This is a genomic window from Parabacteroides sp. HGS0025, from assembly GCF_000969845.1.
Classification (GTDB): Bacteria; Bacteroidota; Bacteroidia; order Bacteroidales; family Tannerellaceae; genus Parabacteroides; species Parabacteroides gordonii.
This window is the reverse complement of the sequence record NZ_KQ033907.1, coordinates 1-22,364: the sequence shown is the minus strand read 5'-3', so window position 1 is coordinate 22,364 and position 22,364 is coordinate 1. Positions and strand designations below refer to the sequence as shown.

Genomic DNA, 22,364 nt, shown 5'->3' with positions numbered 1-22,364 from the left:
TTTATTTCTTTTTTTGAGGAAGATAATCGTGTTGTATATTCGACATGCTGTTCCAGATACTGTAACGAGCCTCCGGATTAATCGCTTCCAGCCGTGCCAGTACCTCTTTCATATCCGAACGGCTGGAACCGGATTCGTAAGGGCAATTCTTGATCTGTTTGCGGTAGCCTTTCCAGGCTGCAATACGGATCAGTTCCTTTTCTTCCACCAGACACATCGGACGGATAATCTCCATCTCGAACTTATCCATCTTCAGGCGAGGAGGCATCGTCCCGAAAGCTCCCTGATGCGTCATATTCATCAGTAACGTTTCAATAATATCATCCTGATGATGACCGAGAGCGATCTTGTTGCAGTTCTGCTTTTTAGCAATATCGAACAGCGCTTTCCTACGTGTCCAGGAACAAAGGAAACAAGGAGACTTGCGGGTGTCGGTCGATGCATCGAAGCTCGTTTCGTGCACAATAAACGGCAAGCCGTGTTCATCGGCACAACTCTTCAGATATTCCATATCCGAACTATAAGGGATATTGGTCATCACAATATGAGCGACAACCACTTCAAAGCGGGGATGGTATATTTTAGAACGCCGTCCCAACAGATCGACCAGGGCTAAAGAGTCCTTCCCGCCCGACAATCCGATCAAGATACGGTCGCCATCGGCAATCAGGCCATACTCATAAATAGCCTTTTTCACCTTCTCCTCTACTTTCCGGAACAGGAGCTCTTCTGCAGTCAACTTTGCCATATTTATTCTAAATCGGGCACAAAAATAGATATTTATCCAATGAATTGTATGCCTAACTAAAAATATTATTATCTTTGAATCAGTATAATTATATTACAACTAGAGAAAATGAGCCGGTTATCTAAGAAACTGTTTTACACAATTGGAATTACATTACTTTGCTGCAGCCTGCAGGCACAAAGCCTGGACCAGGCTAAAAAACTATACAATGACGGACAATACGCCGAAGCTAAACCAGCATTTGAAAAGCTGGTGAAACAAGCTCCGAGTAACTCTTCCTACAATCATTGGTATGGCGTTTGCTGTTTTGAAACGGGCGACCTGGCCGGTGCGGAAAAACACCTGAAAGTAGCAGTAAAACGAAAAGTGCAGGATGCTTACCGCTATCTGGCGGATGTTTACTATCAGACCTATCGTTTTGACGAAGCCGCCGAGATGTTGGAGGAATACATCGAACTGCTGACTAAAAAGAAACAAGACACGCAGGCATTCGACAACCAACTGTCGCTGGCAGAGAACGCCCACCGCATGATGGAAAAGACCGAAGATGTCCAGATAATCGACAGCCTGGTAATGGATAAAGAGAATTTCCTCGCAGCCTACACACTGAGTGAAGAAAGCGGAACACTGACTTCATTCAAAGATTTCTTCCAGACAAACGAACCGGAATCCTCCACGGTCTACATGAACCAGAAGGGGGATAAGATATATTATGCACATGCCACGGACAACGATCGCTATTGTCTCTTCACCCAATCCAGATTAATGGATAAATGGGGAGACGAAAAACAATTGCCGATGAACATCAACAGCAATGATGACGACAACTATCCGTTCGTCCTGTCTGACGGCGTAACGATCTATTACGCCTCCAAAGGAAACGGTTCGTTAGGCGGATACGACCTGTTCGTCACCCGCTATAACATCAACTCCGATACCTATCTGGCTCCGGAACAGTTGAGTATGCCGTTCAATTCGCCGTTCAACGACTACATGATGGTGTACGATGAGACGAAAGAACTGGGATGGTTTGTTTCCGACCGCTTCCAACCGGAAGACAAAGTATGTGTCTACCTCTTCATTCCCAACAACGAACACAGTCGCGTGGAAAGTGACGACATCGAAGTGAAACGCGCCCGTGCCGCCATCACCTCCATACAGGATTCATGGAAAGCTGGAAGCGATTACACGAATCTCATCGAACTGGCTCACAAGGAAATACCCTATGGAGAAGTGAAGATAGACAAAGACTTCGAGTTTGTGATAAATAACAGTCTGGTTTATTATAAACTGGATCAGATCAAGAGCCCGGAAGCAAGAAGTTATTACGAAAAAGTTGTTTCGCTGAACAAACAGATAAAAGAACTGAACGATAAGCTGGCCGACCTCAGAGCCTCCTATTCTTCCGGGAATAGTGCCAAGAAAGAAGAGTTGAAGCCGACAATCCTCAATGCGGAAGAGCAGCTGAACGACCTGCTCAGCCAACCTGAAGGTTTGGAAAAGAAAGCCCGTAACACGGAGATAAATTATTTAAAGAGTAACAGATAATTCAACCACTACTATTATGATTTGGGAAGTAACCATTATTGTTTTTTTAATGCTCGTAGCCATCGTGCTTATCCTGTTGGAGATATTCCTTCTGCCGGGTATAACGATTGCCGGAATCGGAGGATTCCTTTTTGCCGCCGCCGGTGTTATTTATGCTTATTCGGTCGGTGAAACGGCAGGACATATCACATTATTCCTGTCACTGGCAACTTTCGGCGGAGCATTTGTATGGTTATTACGTTCCCGGTCGTTTAACAGGGTGGCCCTGAAAACGGATGTCGACTCGAAACTGACCTCCAGCCGCGACCTGGGTATCGAACCCGGTGATGAAGGCGTCACGCTCTCCCGCCTCGCTCCCATCGGTAAAGCCCGCTTCAAGGGAATTACAGTTGAAGCGAAGTCGATGGACGAGTTGATAGACGAGAATACGGAGGTCGAAATCGTACGTGTAGACGGTTATAATGTGTTGGTAAAGAAAAAAGAACAATCAGATATTCACGCTTAATTATATTTATATGGAAGAATTGAACTATTTGCCTTTTATCCTACTGGGTGCAGCGGTCTTGCTGCTGGCAATTTTCTTTTACTATGTGCCGTTCCTGCTCTGGATCTCGGCCAAGGTTTCGGGTGTTAACATTTCGCTGATACAGCTGTTTCTGATGCGTATCCGTAATGTTCCTCCCTATGTTATTGCCCGTGCTATGATCGAAGCGCACAAAGCCGGTCTCAAAACATTGACTCGTGATGAACTGGAAGCGCACTACCTGGCTGGCGGACATGTTGAGAAAGTGGTTCATGCGCTGGTGTCTGCTTCCAAAGCAAACATCGACCTGCCTTTCCAGATGGCTACTGCTATCGACCTGGCCGGCCGTGATGTATTCGAAGCCGTTCAGATGTCGGTTAACCCGAAAGTGATCGACACACCTCCTGTGACTGCTGTTGCAAAAGACGGTATCCAGCTGATCGCCAAAGCCCGTGTTACCGTTCGCGCCAATATCAAGCAGTTGGTGGGTGGTGCCGGTGAAGAAACGATCCTGGCGCGTGTCGGTGAAGGTATCGTATCTTCCATCGGTTCATCCGAAAGTCACAAGACTGTACTGGAAAACCCGGATTCTATCTCCAAACTCGTACTGCGTAAAGGGCTGGATGCCGGTACGGCTTTCGAAATCTTGTCTATTGATATCGCGGATATCGATATAGGTAAGAATATCGGTGCATTCCTTCAGATGGATCAGGCGCAGGCCGACAAGAATATCGCCCAGGCTAAGGCTGAAGAACGTCGTGCAATGGCTGTTGCCCTTGAACAGGAAATGAAAGCGAAAGCCCAGGAAGCCCGTGCGAAGGTGATCGAAGCAGAAGCAGAAGTACCAAAAGCAATGGCGGAAGCTTTCCGTTCAGGAAATCTGGGTATCATGGATTATTATAAAATGAAGAACATCGACGCGGACACTTCTATGCGCGAAGCCATAGCAAAGCCAGCCAATGCTCCTTCAAAACCGCTTAAAGACTAAAAAATGAGAGTTATTCCCGAATCCGAATTAATCATAAATGCAGATGGAAGCGCTTTCCATCTGCATCTTAAGCCGGAGCAGCTGGCAGACAAAGTAATCCTGGTCGGTGACCCCGACAGGGTTTCAACCGTTGCTTCTTACTTCGACACACAGGAGTGCGAGGTTTCCAGCCGGGAATTCCACTCTATTACCGGTAGGTATAAAGGAAAGCGCATCACCGTTGTTTCACATGGTATCGGTACGGATAATATCGATATCGTTCTGAATGAACTGGATGCCTTGGCTAATATAGACTTTGCACCCCGCACGGTTAAGCCGGAGTTCAAACAGCTTACCTTGGTTCGCGTCGGTACATCCGGCGGACTTCAGCCGTTCGTACCTGTCGGCACGTATGTTGCTGCCGGGAAATCGATCGGTTTCGACGGGGTTATTTATTTTTATGCCGATACTGAACGTGTCAGAGATACCCGTTTTGAAGCCGAATTGAAAAAACAGCTGGACTGGAAGCTATCAGGCCTCTCCCCTTATGTGGTCTCTGCCGATCCGTCTCTGATAGAGCAGATCACGAAAAATGATATCATCCGTGGCGTAACTATTGCCGCCAACGGTTTCTATGGCCCGCAAGGCCGTGAACTCCGTTTACCGCTGGCCGACCCGCAACTAAACGGGAAGATCGAAGCGTTCGACTACAACGGACAGAAAATAACCAATTTCGAAATGGAAAGTTCATCCCTGGCCGGTCTGGCCGCACTCATGGGACACCGTGCCATGACTGTCTGCTGCATCATCGCAGGCCGTGTCGACAAGGATATGAACACAAACTACAAAGGCTCTTTAACGGGGCTGATAGAAACAGTGTTAGAACGTATCTGATTATGAACCGGGAGAAAACAATAATAGATTCATTGGAATGGGGAAAGGCAATTTCCAATAAAGAGGAAAAGCTGAAAGTTGCCGTTAAGATAGCTTCGATGGTTAAGGACGGGGATATAATAGGTGTCGGTTCAGGCTCTACGGCTTATCTGGCCCTGCAGAAGATCGCCGAACGTATCCGGATGGAGCAGCTTCATATCCGTGCAATCCCCACTTCGCAGGAAATTAAAATGGCTTGTGCCCAACTGGGTGTTCCCCTCACGAGCCTGTTGGAACATAAGCCGGACTGGACATTCGACGGTGCGGACGAAATAGACTCTAATCATAATATGATAAAAGGGCGTGGCGGGGCTATGTTTAAAGAGAAGCTACTCATAAGTTCCAGTCCGCGGACTTATATTATTGCCGATCCGTCAAAGATGGTCTCCAAACTGGGTTCCCGTTTTCCCGTTCCGGTTGAAATATACCCGGATGCCCTGACGCATGCCGCACAGGCACTCGAATCCCTCACCCCGAAAGAAATGAAACTCCGGATGGCACAGGGAAAAGACGGCCCTATCATCACTGAAAACGGAAATCTGATCCTGGATGTCTGGTTCGACAATATTCCCGACAACCTGGAGAATTCGATCAAGTCTATAACAGGCGTTATAGAAAGCGGACTTTTCATGCATTATGAAGTACAGATACTCAGTAGCGAAAACCTATAAAACAAAACGCCTCTTGCAAAAGACTTATCCGGTCTGCAAGAGGCGTTTCTTTTTACTTATGTATCTTATTTCATAAATCCTTGATCCTTTAATACTTTCAGTAGGACTTCCGAGAAATATTCATTATTCTTCTTTGTATAACGAATATCGGTAAACACTTGTGCCAGCGTTTCCTTATTATTTTCCTTCACAAACTGCTTATTGACTTCCAAAGCTTCCTTTGCACAATACAATTCATCTATCGAAGCCGGCGTATAATCCACATATGTCTCCTGATGGACAACAGCAGCCAACGGCAAACGTTCTACCTGTTCCGGCAGCGGTTGAGCCGGGTAACCGACAGTTACCGTTACAATGGGAACGACCAGACGGGGCAATGACAAAGCATCAATAATCTTATCTGCATTATAAGCTGTCGTACCCAAGTAACAGATACCTAAACCTCTCTCTTCTGCCGCATCACAGAAACTCTGGGCGAATAGCATCGCATCGATTGTTGCCGCAATAAAAGTTTGCAGATTATCGAAGCCTGCTTCGGCATTGCGTTGTTCGGCCCATTTCACAAAACGGTTGGCATCAGCACAGAAAGTCAGGACGACCGGAGCTGTCGTAATCATCGGCTGGTTGAAATGTGCCGGAGCCAGCTTCTCCTTATTTGCCTGGTCACGGGTAACGACCACACTGTACAACTGCATATTTCCGGTATTGGATGCACGGGCAGCCACTTCCAGCAGTTCATTCAACAACGGTTCGGAGATATCCTGTGTCGTATATTTGCGGATAGTTCTCCTGTTCTTCATTATATCTATCATATCTATTTTTTATAACGTATCAATAACAAAGTCCCAGCAACCAGATCGGCAACTTATTGTTCTGACTTTTAGGTTGACCATAAATAGCAGCAAAGGCATTTTCCACATCCTTAATCTGATCATAGTCCATCAAAGGATCGCCTACCATAAATATATATTTATCATTTATGTGGAAGTTATTGTTATTAAGCAAACGGACGGATGCAAAGTTAGATAATTGATCGACAAAAAATGTCTCCCCCAGTATCACACGATCGTTCAGACCATCTTCGAAAGCTACCAAAAGATTCGTATTTCCCAGATAAGTCTTCTGAAGACGATCCGATACCGGTCCTTCCGTTGCCTGATAATGCCGTATACATACCGCAGCTTTCAGATATTCAAAATATTTCTTCGACTCTGTATCATCCAACTTCAATTTAGCCGCAATATCAGCCAAACGAGGTACATTGGGTATCAGGTCGGATATCATCATCATCATTCTTTTGATATCTTTCAGCTCCGCATACTCGATCGGATAAACGGCCGGTGCATCGACTTCTATCGCATCCCTCACACGATCCTGCAAAAAGAACGGATAAGCATCAGGATCATCCCAATAAAACGGATAACAACCATGTTCGAGATAATTACGGAACACAGGTGCAACAACAATCTGATCGTTCACATTCCTTGATATCTCTACATGATTTTCCAACAGATCATCCAACGGGATAGGAGAAAGATCCAAAAGACACTCATAGGAAAGATACTCGCGGAACGACATCGTATTCAACGTATAGCAGGATGCATCCTTCAATCCTTTCGTAACTTTCGAAATAGGAAGCAAGGATGACGCGGCAAACACGATATGCAGATTCGGGCAACGCTCCTGCAATTTCTTCATTTCACTGAGCCAATTCGGATAACGATGTACGCCATCCATAAAAAGATGGGTTCCCCCCGCCTTATGGAACTGAAGGGCCACATTGATCATCTTTTCCCTTTGAAAGAGAATACTGTCCAGATTTAAATATAACGCCTTATCTGAATCATCGAAAGCCTGCTTGATCCGTTGCAGCAATAATGTTGTTTTACCTACTCCCTGTGAGCCAAAAATTCCAATCAGACGATCATCCCACTGTATCTGCTTATAAAGATATCGCTGAAAATTGCATCTTATCCCCTTCAGTAATTGCTGATGGTTTAATTGGTATATGTCCATAAACTAAACTATTTGTTACAAATGTAATACATTATGCCAAAAACGAAGACCGGATATAGTAAGAAAATGTTCTTTATAAAAAACATTTTTTTTAAACATAATGTTTTCAAGGACTCGTTGAATGGAGATAATCATGTACATTTGCATGATAAAACCAATAAGAGAATGGACAAATCGAAAGTTTACTTTACGAATCTTCGTACGACTCCCTCCAGTAACCTGCTGGATAAAATGGAACGGCTTGTAAAACGTGCCGGCATTACAAATATTGATTTTCAGAACCAGTTCGTGGCTATCAAGATCCATTTCGGAGAACCGGGCAATCTGGCTTACATTCGTCCCAATTATGCCGCCCGTATGGCAACCTTGCTCCGCTCATTGGGGGCAAAACCTTTTCTTACGGACTGTAATACATTGTATTCGGGCCGGCGTGCTAATGCCGTGGATCATTTGGAAAGTGCTATGGAAAATGGGTTCAATCCTATTTCAGCCAAATGTGATGTAATCATCGCAGACGGACTGAAAGGAACAGAATGCCGTGAAATAGAAATAAACGGTGAATACTGTAAAGCTCCTAAGATCGGATCGGCTATTGCCGACGCTGATATTATTATCAGTATGAATCACTTCAAAGGACATGAACAGACCGGGTTTGGAGGTGCACTTAAAAACCTGGGAATGGGATGTGCCAGTGTTGCGGGCAAGCTGGAACTGCACGGAGCCTCCCAACCCCGTATCGATCTGGAAATGTGTAAAGGTTGTAATATCTGTGTAAAACATTGCCGCCACGAAGCTATCCACCTGGATGAAAACAGGAAAGCAGTAATCGATTATGACAAATGCGTCGGTTGCGGACAATGTGTGGCTCTTTGTCAATATGACGGTGCCGTACTCGGTTCATGGGATACTTCGGTAAACTTAAATTGTAAAATAGCAGAATACTCACAAGCCGTATTGCAGGATAAGCCTCATTTCCATATCAGTTTCATTATGAATGTATCTCCCGAATGTGATTGTTGGAATCATAATGATGCGGCCATCGTCCCGGATCTGGGTATTGCAGCTTCATTCGATCCGGTTGCTTTGGACAAGGCTTGTGCCGATATAGTCATCAAAGCCCCGATCCTGGAAACAGGCAACCGTCTTTCAGAAACACCTCATCATGATCACTTGGAAGGTTGTGACAAATTCCATATCATGCACCCGGAAACCAACTGGCAGGCCGGACTGGAACATGCTGAAAAAATTGGAATCGGAACTCAGGAATATGAACTAATAACCGTATAAGGATATATAATTTTATGATCAATCAGGATACTATCTGTGCCGTATCGACAGCCCCCGGAGCCGGAGGAGTAGCTGTGATCCGTGTATCCGGCACTGACGCCATAAGAATTTGTGACACGATCTTCGTTCCCAAAGTCGAAGGAAAGAATCTTCAGAGCCAGAAAGCTTATACCTTACGCTACGGTAGTATCCGTCGCGAGGAAGAGTTGATCGACGATGTACTTGTCACCCTCTTCCGCGCCCCTCATTCGTTTACAGGAGAAGACACCGTCGAGATCACTTGTCATGGTTCGGTTTATATCCAGCAACAGATCCTTCAGTTACTGATAGAAAAGGGATGCCGCTCTGCTCTTCCCGGTGAATATACGCAACGGGCTTTCCTGAACGGGAAAATGGATCTGAGCCAGGCGGAAGCTGTAGCCGACCTGATCGCATCCACATCTGCCGGAATGCATAAACTGGCCATCAACCAGATGCGCGGAGGTTTCAGTAACGAACTGACCAAGCTGCGCAGCCAGCTTCTCGACTTCACCTCCCTCATCGAATTGGAACTTGATTTCAGCGAAGAGGATGTGGAGTTTGCCAACCGTAACAACCTGAAGCAACTGGCTACCGGCATCGAACAACTGATCCATAGACTGGCTGATTCATTCAGTGTCGGGAACGCCATCAAAAACGGCATCCCTGTCGCTATTATCGGAGAGACAAATGCCGGCAAATCGACACTTCTTAACCTACTCGTTGGCGAAGAGCGGGCTATCGTCTCCGACATACACGGTACGACACGTGACGTAATAGAGGACACGATTAATCTTTCGGGAGTGACCTTCCGATTTATCGATACGGCCGGTATCCGTGAAACCAACGACACCATTGAGAGCCTCGGCATTGAACGCACATTCCAAAAGTTGAGCCAGGCTTCCATCGTCCTTTGGGTAATCGACCTGAACACTCCTGCGGAACAGATTGAAGAACTGGCTAAAGTAATCATCCCGAAAGCCGAAGACAAAAAGGTCATTCTTGTTTTCAACAAATCCGACCTGCTCTCACCTGCTGAACTGGAAGCCAAGCAACAGTTACTGAATACGATACCTGCCGACCGCTTGTATATTTCAGCTAAACAGCAAACAAATACCGAAGTCCTCAAGCAGCACCTTATCCAGGCTGCCGCCTTGCCGGAGCTCTCGCAAAATGATGTCATCGTCACAAACATCCGCCATTACGAAGCCCTGACCAAGGCCCATGAAGCGATACTGCGTGTGATAAATGGTCTCGACCTGAATATCTCCGGCGATTTCCTAAGCCAGGATATCAGGGAGTGCATGCATTATTTAGGCGAAATCACGGGACAGATCAGTAATGACGAGATTTTAGGGAATATTTTTGAGCGGTTTTGCATCGGAAAATGACCCCTTCAAACTAACTTCAACTAACTTGCAATAACTATAAGGAAGCTCCTCATTATGAGGGGCTTTCATCATTTTAACACTTCAAGTTACCAATTCCTTATTTGAAGATATTTTAGCTATTATTGTATTCTAATTCTACCTCGGGACTTCAAGGTGTACGAATTTGCGTCATTTAGCGTAGCATATTGCATACTAATGAGACGCTATGAGAATCTTCGTAATCGTAATGTAATGTATAGCATGAGACACGGTGAGACACCATGAGACAGAGTGAAACACTTTTGGCGAAATAAAAAGATATTCAACATGGAAATTCAGAAGAGATGTTTATGGTGTGGCAAACAATATATTGCACATAAGATGACTACTAAATACTGTAGTCACCAATGTAATTCTGCGGCCTACAAAGATGCCAAAAGGAATGAGCGACTAATTGAGATGGAAAGGAACGACAACTTAAAACCCATTATAGAGGTGAAAAAGTTTAGTGACAAGCCTTATCTATCTCCTAGCGAAGTTGGCATTCTTTTGGGCTTGAGTCGTGCATCTGTTTACAGATATATGGCTAGTGGTGATTTGAATGCTCTTCAGTTGAAAGGAAAAACTCGTATAAGGCGATCTGATGTTGAGAAGATGTTCGAAAATTCAAGCGAATATTCTAAACGTGGTCATACGGTTTCTGCCGCTATTACAAATTATACTCTTGATGAAATTAGCGAGAAGTATAATATTGACCGAAGAACCATTCAAAGGAAATGCGAAGAATTTGGTATAAAGAAAGTCTTCGTAGGACCCAAAATATATTATGATAAGGAATTAGTGGATGAGAAGTATGCAGAACTACTTCAACCCATTGACACTTCACTCTACTATACAGCTGATGAAATGTCAGAGAAATTTGGCATTAGCTATACTGCCGTAATAGCTTTTGTCAACAGGCACGGTTTTCCAAAAATCAAACGGCACAAGAATGTTTACTATTCCAAGTATGCAGTAGATGAATATGTTGAGAACAAAGAAAAGGTCGATCCTGATTATTACACCTATGATGAGATTTCAGCAAAGTATGGCTTCAATAAGATTAATATCAGTTATTATGTAAATCAGTATAAAGTTGAGACCTTAAAGAAAGGAAGACGTAACTTTGTTTCAAGGGAATCTTTCGACAGAGCTATTCTAGAGCATAAGGACGGAGTATCTCAAGCTTCTTCAGCAATCACCACTATCAAGTCTCAAATATTTAAAGAAATTGATGAGAACGAAATTCCCGATGGATATTGCGATGCTGACCAAATAGCCAGTGAATACGGGCTAAGAAGACCTACAGTTTGGAGACTTACACGAGAGAACAATATTCCAAAGATTTCTATTAGTGGCATCAATTACTATGAGACAGCCAGTGTAATGGTATTCTTCTCAAAATACAAAAATACTGAAGAAGTTACAGAATGGATTTCAGCAGGTGAAGTTGAATCATTATTTGGTTTAAAAGGTGATGCAAGAAGGCATTTCGCATCAAGACATAATATACCCTCTAAAGTCGTTTTTGGTAAAGCTTACTACTCTAAGGAGCATATTGAAAACGCCAAAAACAATAAATTCAACAACTCAGAGAACTACTATTCTATACCTGAAGCCATGGAAAAATACAAAGTTAAGCGAGAGGTCGTTTATGCCGCCATACGCTATAATAAGGTAAAGAAGTATCGACTAGGAAAACAAGTCTATGTTTTGAAAGAGGATTTCGATAATCTAATGAATAATAAAAAGCAATAATCGAACTTACTTCCAGTTACTTCAACTTATTCAGAACTGATTACGTGCTGATTTCAATCTATAAAGAATCATATTGGAATTTTGCCCCAGAAATAAAATTATAAATAATAAAACTTATTCAATATGCAGTGTTGTAAGACAATTACCCTCCGCTCCAAGCTACTGAAAAATGGTATGCTTTCTTTCTATCTGGATTTCTATCCGGCATATAGAGACAAACTCACGATGAAAACTATTCGTCATGAATTTCTTGGCATCTATATCTATGCCAATCCAAAGAATCAACGAGAAAGACTATTTAATCAATCTATGACTGAAAAGGCAGAGGTTATTAGATGCCGCCGTTATGATTCCATCATCAATGAACGCTATGATTTCTTTGACAAGAGTCATCAGAATGGCGATTTTCTTGAATATTATAGACGTATTAAAAAGAATAAAAGCCCCAAATGGGAATTCGTATATGCACATTTTGTAAAATTTGTCGATGGCAGATGTACTTTTGGTGATGTTACAGTAGAACTATGCCGTAAATATAGAGATTACCTCCTTACAGCAAGAAATCTGAGAAATAATCGTCCATTGAGCAAAAACTCTGTTGCAGGTTATTGGTCAACTTTCAGAGGATTCCTAAATATTGCATTTCGTGATAAGATGATAAAGGACAATGTCAATGATTACCTTGATAAAATAGATTATGAGCCAGTGGAGAAATCCAGTCTAACCCTAGGTGAGCTGAAAAAGCTATACAAAACTCCTTGTGATATAGATATATTGAAAAAGGCTTCCATATTCTCCTGTTTAACCGGATTAAGACGCAGTGACATCATCAATCTCGAATGGAAAGACATTCGCCAGTATGCTAATGGCGGTTGGTATTTAGACTTTGTCAGCGTCAAGACACGGCAACAGAATATCATTGCCATAAGCGATGGTACTCTTGAAATGATTGGTCCAAAAGGCGAAGGCAAGGTATTCAAAAGTTTTAAAGCCACCATGACACAATATCCGCTAAAAGATTGGCTTAAAACCGCAGGAATAAAAAAACATATCACCTTCCACCTTGCAAGACATAGAATTTTGTCTTTTGCGCTATGAATAAGCAAGTTGCAAGAAGAATTTTCGCGACAGGTAACGATTTAGAAACGAGCGGACTTCGTTGGTCTGCTTAATTCTTGCATCAAATAAAGAGCGACTTAACTTGGTGTAAAGTTACTAAAATATCTCCGTATTACCTACATTTTCAAATACAATCTTTTCCTTGATTACATTTTCGATAGCAAACATAGTATTTGAAATTCCATTCCGCTTTATAAACATTTGTTCATTAATAGTTGTATATTTGCATAATATAGGATGTGCCTCAGCAATTCAAATCCCATTTGTTTGCATTCGGCTTTAACTATATTTGTGATGTAAAACTAATAAGCGTAAATATGCCCAGACCAAAAAGAAGAAGAATGATGGCGACTCCGCCTGTGGTCGAAGGGTTCAGACCTTTCGGTGTGCCGATTACGGATGTAGAGCCGATTGAACTTCTCTTTGAAGAATATGAATCAATTAAGCTGACAGATTACGAAGGCTTAACACAAGAGCAGGCAGCCGAGAGAATGAATGTTTCTCGCCCTACTTTTACGCGCATATACGAGAAAGCTCGTAAAACTATTGCTCAGGCATTCGTGGAAGGGAAAGCGATTATTATAAAGGGAGGTGATTTTCATTCGGACGATCACTGGTATCGTTGTGAAGATTGCAGTCAGGTAATTGTTTCCAAAGAAGAAACAGATACCTGCAATCATTGTCATTCAAAAAAACTTCATAGTTTAACCCGTTGTTGCAAAGATATGGATTGTGAGGGCGGTATATGTATTTGCGTTCAATGCGATACAGAAATCCCGCACGAGAAAGGGAAGCCATGTAAAGAGCATCAATGTCCGAAATGCGGTTCAAAAATGATGCGTAAAGGGTGTTATCACCATCAGCTATACCTGAAAAGTCAGGGGAAGAAATGAGGGTGGTTATTCTCATAGACAATACACCTAATCCTCATACGGATTTACAAACAGAACATGGATTAAGTATCTATTTTGAGGTCGATAATCGCAAATGGTTAATGGATGTTGGTGCCTCCGGTAAGTTTGAAGACAATGCCGCGAGATTAGGTATAAGCATTGCAGATATTGATTGTTTGGTGTTATCTCATGCCCACCGAGATCATACAGGCGGATTGGCAAATTTCATCAAACAGAACAGTAAAGCAAAAATATTTATCTCATCTCACATTGCAGGAAATTATTATTATTCCACACGCAGAGGGTCGAAACGAGATATTTCACCGGATTATTCCATTGTAGAAAATAATCCCGAACGGTTTGTCTTGGTCGATACAGATATACGACTATCTGAGAGTGTAATGTTGCACTGTAATATTCCTGTATTATTCGGCACGCCGAAAGCGAACCGGACATTGCTTGTAAACGATTTGCCGGACGATTTCCTGCATGAAATGGCATTATGTATCGATACGCCTCAAGGAGACATAGTTCTTTCGGCATGTACGCATTTGGGCATACTGAACACGCTTTCGGCTTGCCAATGTCAGGATTTGTACGCATATATCGGAGGAACACACTTGATTGACTCCGATGCAGAAAATAAATATGAAACAGACGAGCAGCTTACTGAAATAGCATATAAAATCAAGTCATTATATCCACAAATGAAACTTATTACCGGTCATTGCACAGGAATAAATGCTCAAAAAATCTTATCGGAAACACTCGGCGAGAAATTTATCTCTTTTTACAGCGGATTTATAATAGAAATATAAAAAAGGCACTTCATTCTGTAGTGCCCTTTGGGAATATTTTTCGATAGTTTAAAAATCGCAAAAATAGTTATCAATTATTTCGTGGTTGTTTCCCTGCGATCGCAGATACCATTGTTATTCGCATCGACGAAATTGGCTGCGCGTCCTCCGTTACCACGACCACTGCCATTACGTAATCCTTGCCCTGCGTTTCCACCACGTCCTCTACCTTGTCCTATGGCTTGATTCCCACCGCCTCTTCGTCCACTTCCGTTGCGTAATCCCTGTCCTCTACCGCTTCCGTCTTGCAGACCTTTCCCATTACCTACCTTGCAAGTTCCATTCTCATAACTATCGCACACCCCGTTATTGTTGGCATCAACAAAACAAGTCCGGCGTGTTTGTGTAGTTTGCGTTTGACTTTTTGTTTGAGTATTCTGTGCCGAAGCAATACCAATTGTTGCAATTAATGCAAATAATGATAAAATCAGTTTCTTTTTCATGACTAAAATTTATTAATGTTTATACTGGTTTAAAAATTTCTGTTTCTGCGACCATGACCTCGCCCGTTATTACCTCCATGCCCTCCTTGCAATGGAGTTTCTCTGAAAAGAGGCACAAATACAGTTTTTAGTTTATTCTTTTGTTCAGGATTGCATACCGAATTTAATTCCAGATAAAAATTTACTGTTGCATCCTTTAATTCTGCATGTAACACACCTATCTCTTTAGATATTTCCTTCAATCTTACCGTATCCGGTTGTTCCGCCTGAAGTTCAATAAAAAGCTCTTCTTTAGATCGGTTTATTGAACCGATGATTTGATTTGCATTTTGCCGAAATGCTCGGCTACTTTGTCTGAACACCTCCATTTGATGATTGTCAAAACCCAATGTCTGTTTGAAATACATACCATTTAGGGGTTGAGTGTCAGGCTCAAAAACAATATTTTCATCCTCCGTTTTTACTTGCCTGTTATTGTATATAATCGTAGCTATTGTAGCTATATTCAGCACGGCAAGAAAAGTAATTACGATCCAAAGTATTTTAGTTTTATTCGTTATCATCTGCCGTATATATTGATAGTTGTTCTATATAATTGTCGTTTACAATAAGTCCTGCATAATTGGGCGAAGGATTCTTGTATGTACTGCCGATTTTAATACCAGTAAAAGCGATAATTGCAATGCCCGCAACAACAGCAACACTCGGCCATAATCTTGCCCTTTTCGGCATTGGAATTTGTTCCCTTTCAAGATTTTCGATACGGGCTAAAATTCTGCTCTCCAGAAATGGCGATGGTGTTATCGCTTTTTCGTCTTCAATGTATTTGTCGATCTTTTCCATTTTCATATTTCTATTTTTTAGACAAATCTTATTTACGGTTTCTTATGGCTGATGAGAGTTTTTTGTTGAGATTCGCTTTTGCCCTCAATAATAGCTGTTCTACCGCGCGTTGAGAAATCTGCATGATTTCGGCAACTTCTTTTTGTGGAAGCTCATCATATCTTGTCAAAACAAACGCAATACGTTGCTTTTCGGGAAGTGAATCTATCACTTTTCGTATTTCTGCTTTTTCCTCCGCCTCTTCAAGTTCCTGCTGCGGATTTTTACGTTCATCGGCTTTGCCGAATAAGTTTTTCAATAATTCATCACCAAACTGTAAAAAGCTCCTGCGTTTCTTTTGAGCAATAAAATTGAGAGAAGTATTAACCGTGATGCGGTATAGCCACGTCGATATTTCCGATTCTCCGCGAAATTTATCTTGGTTTTGATAAATCTTAATAAAAACCTCCTGTGTAATATCTTCGGCATCTTCACGGATATGGACAAATCCAACAGCTATACGGAAAACCATAGGATGGTATTTCTCCACCACTTCGGTAATATTGATTCTGTTTTCCGTCTTTTTTTCCATATAGAAGTTAGATCACAATTTTGATGAAAATCTTATTGCTTGGTTGCAAAAATAATCATTATATTGAACAAATGTTCACATACAAGAGGGTTAATCAACAAAAAAAGCCCCCCGATTCGATAGGGAGGCTTGCGATATAATATTGTTATCCAATTATATAAACAGGTTTACATTGGCATCATCGGCGCGTTCCATGTAAGTTGCTACGCCGCCTATGGTTGCATGATCGAGCAGCTCTTCACGTTTTACGCCCATCACATCCATTGACATCTGGCAGGCGATAAATTCCACGCCGTTGGCAATCGCCTGATCACGAAGTGACTCCAGTGAGTCAATGCCGTGACGCTTCATAATCGAGCGCATCATGCGGCTGCCTATTCCCATCATGTGCATCTTCGAGAGCTTCAGTTTCAGCGAACTCGACGGCAGCATCATGCCGAACATTTTTCCGAAAATATCTTTTTCAACTTTGGGTTTCTTCACTTTTTTGATGACGTTCAACCCCCAGAAGGTAAAGAAGATCGTTACTTTTTGCCCAGTCGCGACGGCGCCGTTGGCAAGTACAAAAGTAGCCAATGCTTTATCAAGGTCATCGCTGAACATTATCAATGTTTTGCCTTTTCCATCGCACGAAGTGATAGTTTTGCAGGCTTTAGACGAGCCTTTTTCGATCACGACCGTGAATTTGCCCTTCTCTTCCGTATTGGATATGAGTTGATTCCCCGTAGTATTGCACCATGCCTGAGCATCACGGGCAAAACCGACATCGGTGGCAACCATTTCGATACGTTCTCCTTCGCCAATAGAGTCGATAGCTTGTTTAATCTTCATCACAGGGCCGGGACAAGCCAATCCGCAGGCATCTATTTTAACTGTTTTAATCTCCATTTTCGCAATTTGCTGGTCGATATTATCTGTTTTACAAGCCGGTGCTACGACCGTAGGCTCGGTGCGTTTAACCGGAGCCACCGCCGTAGAGTAGGTCTTGTAACCGCCCGATAGATTTTTTACATTCGTATAGCCGTTCGCCACGAGAATTTTCGTAGTAAGGTATCCGCGCAATCCGATCGCACAATAGATAAGTATCGGTTTATCGGTCGGGATTTTACTGAGTCTGCCACGCAACTCATCCACCGGAATATTCACAGCTCCAGGGATCATTCCCATAGCACATTCATCTTTTGTGCGGACATCAAGAATCACAACTTCATCACGGTTAGCGTTTTGCATCTCTCGCCATGTCATAGCAGGCATTACGCCACTGATTATGTTACTTGCAACATATCCCGCAATTGCAATCGGATCTTTTGCCGATGAGAATGGCGGTGCATAGGCGTGTTCTACTTTAATAAGATCGTAAATTGTTCCGCCATTTTTGATAAGCAGTGCGATTTGGTCAATACGTTTATCCACACCGTCATAACCGACACATTGTCCGCCCAGAAGTTTCCCAGTCTGCAGGTCGAACGTAATCTTCAAGCTTAATGGCAACGCATCGGGATAATATCCTGCGTGCGAACCCGAATGTGTCCACGAACTGCGGTAAGGAATTTCCATTTGTTTGAGGCGTTTGGCAGCAAGTCCTGTCGCAGCAACGGTCATATCGAAAACCTTAGCGATGCAAGTACCAATCGCACCTTCATATTTCGTGATGTTACCTGAAACCATATTGTCGGCAACAATACGCCCCTGACGGTTGGCAGGATTTGCCAGATAGTTAAGCCACGGTTTGCCTGTCAACGGATGCGGAAATTCAACGGCATCGCCCACAGCATATATATCCTTTGCAGAGGTTTCGAAATATTCATCCACCCATATTCCGCCTGTTTCGCCTATTTTAAGTCCGGCGGCTTTCGCAAGTGTTGTTTCAGGACGCACGCCTATTGATAGGATTACAATATCGGCAGGGATTGTTTCACCGCTTTTGAAATGAACATCTAATCGGTTCCCATTTTTTGAAAATCGCTCTACGCTCTGTTCAAGATACAGTGCAACTCCTTTTTGCAGTAAGTGTTGATGAACTTGCGCAGCCATCGAAAAATCAATGGGAGCCATCACCTGATTGCCCATCTCGACAATAGAGACAGCAGCTCCGGCATGTTGGAGATTTTCGGCCATTTCCAGTCCGATGAAACCCGCCCCGACTACGACTGCTTGCTTTACCTCGTGTGTCGTAATGTAATTCTTGATTTTATCCGTGTCATTGACATCGCGCAGCGTAAAAATACCATCCAAGTCAATTCCTCCCAATGGCGGACAAACGGGATTCGCTCCGGGCGACAATAAAAGTTTGTCGTAATTTTCAGAGTATTCCGTACCGTCAGCTTTGCGAATTTTAACAGATTTTGCAGTTGAGTCAATTCCAATAACCTCGTTTTCAATACGAACATCAACATTGAATCGACCACCAAACGATTGGGGTGTTTGCAGGAACAATTTTTCGCGTTCTGCAATAGTTCCGCCAATGTAATACGGCAATCCGCAGTTTGCATATGATATATATTTGCCTTTTTCGAGAAGAATGATCTCTGCCGATTCATCAGCTCGACGGATACGTGCTGCGGCAGTAGCTCAGCCTGCTACTCCGCCAATGATGATGTGTTTCATTAATTTAATCAGTTTTGAACATATGTTGATAATTGTGATGGCAAATATAATTATTTATTACCTTTTTATAGAGGTGTAAACAAAAAAGCTACAAATATTCGTAGCTTTTTGATATTTACCATAAGTTTATTTACTCATTCGTCCGATTGCGCAACTTACATAAGACTTTGCTCCGGATTTAGCGACAGCATTGTAGTTGTCATTTTTAAATTTCTCTAATCTTATCTATAATTCTCAAGACATCATCAGAATCACATTTGATAAATTTCAAACACTCTATACCTTTTTCGGTAAGAGTAAAGTACATTTTGCGTTTATCATCCTTACCGATCTTGCGCTTGATGAAACCCTTCTTTTCTACCGAGGCAATTACTTTTGAAGAGTTCGATGATGAAAGCCCGAGAATTTCCGCTATTTCTCCCGAAGAACATTTCTCAAATTTAGAAATAGTACACAATAACATACCTTCATTAAGCCCTATGCTGTATTTTGACTGGAAATGAATTTCAAAATCGTTGATAGAACGAAATATATCTCTAATTCTACATAATGCTTCCATAATTCGATTAGTTTTTCTTTACTGCGCCCATAGGACAATACTTAGTGCATTTACCGCATTCGATACATTTTTCCGGGTCGATTCTTGGCAATCCGTAGCCATCCTGAGTAATTGCATCTACCGGACATACTCTCAACATAGGGCATTTATGGTTCTGAGGACATCTGTTTTTATCTACTGTTAAAGCCATTTTTCGTTTATTTATTGAGTAAGACTTTGTCTATCGCCTCCTTGAATGAAGCCTTAGGCATGGCTCCTTGTGCCATTTGCGGAGCACCATCCATCGGAACGAACAGAATAGAAGGAATCGAACGAATGCCAAATGCTGCTGCCAACTCTTGTTCTGCTTCAGTATCTATTTTATAGATATATATTTGATCGCCATATTCAGCGGCAAGTTCTTCTAAAACAGGTGCAATAGTCTTGCATGGGCCGCACCATGACGCATAGAAGTCAATTATTGCCGGCTTGTCACCCAAATACTTCCACTCCTGCGGATTTGCTTCATAGTTAGCTACTTTTGTTAAAAAATCTACTTTCGTTAATTGAATCGTTTTCATATTATTTTCTTGTTTTTGATTAATGCTGTTTGTCTGTTTCGGTTGTCTGCCACAAGAGATCACTCCTGCCATAAGCAGTAAAAGTATTCCTATCTTTTTCATCCTTTATATTGCTCTATCTGATCTTTATATACCTGTGTTTTCGTTTTCTTTGGTTCGGTTGAGCACCCGCCCGCTCCGCAGCACGAGACATTGAATATACTTTGTAAAAGAAACATTCCCGCCAACATCAAAAACAAGTACTCTTTTGACACTACGGCATATATTCCAAAGCCTACGCCTGCCAGCAGGCGAATGATACGCACGGCATCCCAATTATTTAGATATTTTCTCATTTTTCTCTTTTTTAAATGAACTGAATACTAAACCGCCCATCATTGCGCCCCACAACGCACTCATTGTCGGAGAGGATGTAATCGGGCAGCTACCGCTGCTGCATCCAACAAATCTCCAATACAAAAATCCGCCTATTATTCCGACCACAACCCCAAGCAAGGTGAGCCAGTTTCGCTTGATTAAAACAATGATTTTATCCATATTAAACTCTATTTTCTCTATTTTGTGAATTTATAACGCACAAAGATATGTATTATTTTCCAATGGAAGAAATATCCAATAGAAAATAACATTCAGAAAACAGAAAACAGTGCTGAATAATAAATATTTCGGCACTGTTTCTGTATTGATAATCTGCTTATTAATCTCCTAATTTAATTATGCGATTGTCAATTTCTCCATCTCCGCTTTTCTGCGGTTTGTTTGCCTTATAAGAATTGAAATTGAATGTTAGCCCCAGCCATACCATACGAGTTTGGTTTTTACTGTAGTTATCCAACTTATAAACCGCATTGTCCGATTCTATATTCCATTTGCGAGTATTAAAAACATCGGTCATTGTCAGACTGACTGAAAGTTTATTGTCAAGAAACGAGCGTCTTACGGAAATGTCGGCGTAGTATATTTCCCCTAAACGAAATTGTGGTAGTGATAACGGAGAATTGTAATTCAGGAAAATCTGTACTTCCGTTCTCTTTTCGGGCTTTATTGTAGTTTTCAAACTACCAGTCCATGCAAAGTCGTCTGTACTTAAATCAATCTCGTTGTATTGTCCTGTCGAGCGTGTATGAAACACAGAGAATGCAGGATTTACAGATATATATTTATTGAATTTGTATGTAATGTCCAAATCTGCGCCAATTTTATTCTGACGGCTACCGTTGACGTATGTCAGCATCAACTTGTCAGCATCCGATAGCATGGAAACCTGTGTTATATAATCTTTTGATATACTTGCAAACAAATTTGTACGAAGTTGGAAGCTGTTTTTAATCAGTGAATAATTCAGCTCCACCTTGTCTTGTATTTCGGGAACAAGGTGCTTGTTTCCTGTTTCATAAGTTGTTTGATCGACTACACTGATAAATGGATTGATCTGTGGGTATGTCGGACGTGTTATGCGGCGATTTATGCTCAATGCGATATTTTGAGAATCATCTAACGTATATTTGAGTTGAGCGAACGGAAAAGGGAACCAGTATTCATGGTATATGCGTTCATTTGATGATGCCTGAGTAAGTTCCGATGTGTTATACTCCAACCTTGCACCAATTTTATACTCCAGCTTCTTTGACAGTTTGTCCGAATACATAAGATAGGAAGAGTATATATACTCCTGATATTTCAGATCGTTACTAAATGCGGGGTCTAATATCCATTCATCCGTTCCCGTATTCAGATCATAGAATTTATAATCAAAATTATTGTATTTAGAGAGCCCTTTCAGTCCAAACTCAATTTTCCCTGTTTTTGATACCGATTTCAGATAGTCGGCCTGTACTGCCATATTGGTAGGATCGCCACCTCCGGTAGATTTCTGCAATAAAATATCTTCGATATAATATTCGGCAGGGCGGCGTCCGCGATTTCTGGAGTAAGATGCATCGAAAGAGAGCTCGTGTTTGCCTTTTTCAAAGATATGCTTGTATGAGAATGTTGTTTCAAACATTCGCCTCAAATGATCAATGTCGTTCAAAC

25 protein-coding genes are annotated in these 22,364 nt (G+C 42.1%); 11 read left to right on the top strand and 14 right to left on the bottom strand.

Going from position 1 to position 22,364, the window contains the following annotated elements; genetic code table 11:
* Position 1: 1 nt before the first annotated feature.
* On the bottom strand, positions 2 to 748 hold the full coding sequence (locus HMPREF1212_RS25430; RefSeq protein ID WP_046151647.1) for a tRNA 2-thiocytidine biosynthesis TtcA family protein: 747 nt from the start codon (positions 746 to 748) through the stop codon (positions 2 to 4).
* Positions 749 to 856: 108 nt separating this feature from the next.
* Here HMPREF1212_RS25430 and HMPREF1212_RS25425 point away from each other — a divergent pair, with 108 nt between their 5' ends.
* The 5 genes from HMPREF1212_RS25425 to rpiA are packed head-to-tail and all read left to right on the top strand — an operon-like array spanning position 857 to position 5,390.
* Positions 857 to 2,296, top strand: a complete 1,440-nt coding sequence (locus HMPREF1212_RS25425; RefSeq protein WP_046151646.1) for a tetratricopeptide repeat protein — start codon at positions 857 to 859, stop codon at positions 2,294 to 2,296.
* Between the two features lie 16 nt (positions 2,297 to 2,312).
* Positions 2,313 to 2,801, top strand: a complete 489-nt coding sequence (locus HMPREF1212_RS25420) for an NfeD family protein (protein ID WP_046151645.1) — start codon at positions 2,313 to 2,315, stop codon at positions 2,799 to 2,801.
* A gap of 10 nt (positions 2,802 to 2,811) precedes the next feature.
* Positions 2,812 to 3,807: a flotillin-like protein FloA gene (gene floA, locus HMPREF1212_RS25415; protein WP_028727014.1), complete on the top strand. Its 996-nt coding sequence runs from the start codon at positions 2,812 to 2,814 to the stop codon at positions 3,805 to 3,807.
* 3 nt (positions 3,808 to 3,810) lie between these two features.
* Positions 3,811 to 4,680 carry a nucleoside phosphorylase gene (locus HMPREF1212_RS25410; RefSeq protein ID WP_046151644.1) on the top strand — a complete coding sequence of 290 codons (870 nt, stop codon included), beginning with the start codon at positions 3,811 to 3,813 and terminating at the stop codon, positions 4,678 to 4,680.
* Between the two features lie 2 nt (positions 4,681 to 4,682).
* Positions 4,683 to 5,390: a ribose 5-phosphate isomerase A gene (gene rpiA / locus HMPREF1212_RS25405; protein ID WP_046151643.1), complete on the top strand. Its 708-nt coding sequence runs from the start codon at positions 4,683 to 4,685 to the stop codon at positions 5,388 to 5,390.
* Between the two features lie 65 nt (positions 5,391 to 5,455).
* Here the strand turns inward: rpiA and HMPREF1212_RS25400 are convergent, their stop codons facing one another.
* Together HMPREF1212_RS25400 and HMPREF1212_RS25395 are read right to left on the bottom strand one after the other, a co-directional pair.
* The gene (locus HMPREF1212_RS25400) at positions 5,456 to 6,202 is read right to left on the bottom strand and encodes a nitroreductase family protein (RefSeq protein ID WP_046151642.1); all 747 of its coding nucleotides are present in this window, start codon (positions 6,200 to 6,202) and stop codon (positions 5,456 to 5,458) included.
* A 19-nt stretch (positions 6,203 to 6,221) separates the two neighbouring features.
* Positions 6,222 to 7,406 carry an AAA family ATPase gene (locus HMPREF1212_RS25395; RefSeq protein ID WP_046151641.1) on the bottom strand — a complete coding sequence of 395 codons (1,185 nt, stop codon included), beginning with the start codon at positions 7,404 to 7,406 and terminating at the stop codon, positions 6,222 to 6,224.
* Positions 7,407 to 7,571: 165 nt separating this feature from the next.
* Between HMPREF1212_RS25395 and HMPREF1212_RS25390 the strand changes: the two genes are divergently transcribed.
* The 6 genes from HMPREF1212_RS25390 to HMPREF1212_RS25365 all read left to right on the top strand — a co-directional run bounded on the left by HMPREF1212_RS25390 (position 7,572) and on the right by HMPREF1212_RS25365 (position 14,708).
* Complete coding sequence (locus HMPREF1212_RS25390) at positions 7,572 to 8,693, top strand: DUF362 domain-containing protein (RefSeq protein WP_046151676.1); 1,122 nt, start codon at positions 7,572 to 7,574, stop codon at positions 8,691 to 8,693.
* 17 nt (positions 8,694 to 8,710) lie between these two features.
* Positions 8,711 to 10,102 carry a tRNA uridine-5-carboxymethylaminomethyl(34) synthesis GTPase MnmE gene (mnmE, locus tag HMPREF1212_RS25385; RefSeq protein ID WP_198293312.1) on the top strand — a complete coding sequence of 464 codons (1,392 nt, stop codon included), beginning with the start codon at positions 8,711 to 8,713 and terminating at the stop codon, positions 10,100 to 10,102.
* Positions 10,103 to 10,408: 306 nt separating this feature from the next.
* Entirely contained in the window at positions 10,409 to 11,878 is a 1,470-nt protein-coding gene (locus tag HMPREF1212_RS25380) for a helix-turn-helix domain-containing protein (RefSeq protein WP_046151639.1), read from the top strand.
* Positions 11,879 to 12,001: 123 nt separating this feature from the next.
* The gene (locus HMPREF1212_RS25375) at positions 12,002 to 12,976 is read left to right on the top strand and encodes a tyrosine-type recombinase/integrase (RefSeq protein WP_052725126.1); all 975 of its coding nucleotides are present in this window, start codon (positions 12,002 to 12,004) and stop codon (positions 12,974 to 12,976) included.
* 338 nt (positions 12,977 to 13,314) lie between these two features.
* The gene (locus tag HMPREF1212_RS25370; RefSeq protein ID WP_082099994.1) at positions 13,315 to 13,890 is read left to right on the top strand and encodes a DUF134 domain-containing protein; all 576 of its coding nucleotides are present in this window, start codon (positions 13,315 to 13,317) and stop codon (positions 13,888 to 13,890) included.
* Complete coding sequence (locus HMPREF1212_RS25365) at positions 13,845 to 14,708, top strand: MBL fold metallo-hydrolase (RefSeq protein ID WP_198293311.1); 864 nt, start codon at positions 13,845 to 13,847, stop codon at positions 14,706 to 14,708. The genes HMPREF1212_RS25370 and HMPREF1212_RS25365 overlap by 46 nt, the downstream gene beginning before the upstream one ends.
* Before the next feature lie 74 nt (positions 14,709 to 14,782).
* Here HMPREF1212_RS25365 and HMPREF1212_RS25360 read toward each other — a convergent pair whose 3' ends face one another.
* The 11 genes from HMPREF1212_RS25360 to HMPREF1212_RS25315 form a co-directional block, all read right to left on the bottom strand.
* Positions 14,783 to 15,190 (bottom strand): DUF6520 family protein, encoded by a 408-nt coding sequence (locus HMPREF1212_RS25360; protein ID WP_046151637.1) that lies wholly within the window; start codon positions 15,188 to 15,190, stop codon positions 14,783 to 14,785.
* Positions 15,191 to 15,219: 29 nt separating this feature from the next.
* Positions 15,220 to 15,753: a periplasmic heavy metal sensor gene (locus tag HMPREF1212_RS25355; RefSeq protein WP_046151636.1), complete on the bottom strand. Its 534-nt coding sequence runs from the start codon at positions 15,751 to 15,753 to the stop codon at positions 15,220 to 15,222.
* Positions 15,740 to 16,039, bottom strand: coding sequence for a hypothetical protein (locus HMPREF1212_RS25350; protein WP_046151635.1), 300 nt, complete (start codon positions 16,037 to 16,039; stop codon positions 15,740 to 15,742). The genes HMPREF1212_RS25355 and HMPREF1212_RS25350 overlap by 14 nt, the downstream gene beginning before the upstream one ends.
* 22 nt (positions 16,040 to 16,061) lie before the next feature.
* Entirely contained in the window at positions 16,062 to 16,604 is a 543-nt protein-coding gene (locus HMPREF1212_RS25345; protein WP_046151634.1) for an RNA polymerase sigma factor, read from the bottom strand.
* A 153-nt stretch (positions 16,605 to 16,757) separates the two neighbouring features.
* On the bottom strand, positions 16,758 to 19,157 hold the full coding sequence (locus HMPREF1212_RS25340; protein WP_232430226.1) for a DsrE/DsrF/DrsH-like family protein: 2,400 nt from the start codon (positions 19,155 to 19,157) through the stop codon (positions 16,758 to 16,760).
* A 259-nt stretch (positions 19,158 to 19,416) separates the two neighbouring features.
* Positions 19,417 to 19,770, bottom strand: coding sequence for a MarR family winged helix-turn-helix transcriptional regulator (locus HMPREF1212_RS25335; RefSeq protein ID WP_046151633.1), 354 nt, complete (start codon positions 19,768 to 19,770; stop codon positions 19,417 to 19,419).
* A 7-nt stretch (positions 19,771 to 19,777) separates the two neighbouring features.
* Positions 19,778 to 19,960 carry a DUF362 domain-containing protein gene (locus tag HMPREF1212_RS26830; protein ID WP_082099993.1) on the bottom strand — a complete coding sequence of 61 codons (183 nt, stop codon included), beginning with the start codon at positions 19,958 to 19,960 and terminating at the stop codon, positions 19,778 to 19,780.
* A 7-nt stretch (positions 19,961 to 19,967) separates the two neighbouring features.
* Entirely contained in the window at positions 19,968 to 20,402 is a 435-nt protein-coding gene (trxA, locus tag HMPREF1212_RS25330; RefSeq protein ID WP_369800865.1) for a thioredoxin, read from the bottom strand.
* Between the two features lie 26 nt (positions 20,403 to 20,428).
* Complete coding sequence (locus tag HMPREF1212_RS25325; RefSeq protein ID WP_046151631.1) at positions 20,429 to 20,665, bottom strand: hypothetical protein; 237 nt, start codon at positions 20,663 to 20,665, stop codon at positions 20,429 to 20,431.
* Positions 20,646 to 20,867, bottom strand: a complete 222-nt coding sequence (locus HMPREF1212_RS25320; RefSeq protein WP_046151630.1) for a DUF6132 family protein — start codon at positions 20,865 to 20,867, stop codon at positions 20,646 to 20,648. The genes HMPREF1212_RS25325 and HMPREF1212_RS25320 overlap by 20 nt, the downstream gene beginning before the upstream one ends.
* Before the next feature lie 160 nt (positions 20,868 to 21,027).
* On the bottom strand, positions 21,028 to 22,364 hold a 1,337-nt coding region (locus HMPREF1212_RS25315), incomplete at its 5' end, for an outer membrane beta-barrel family protein (protein ID WP_232430225.1).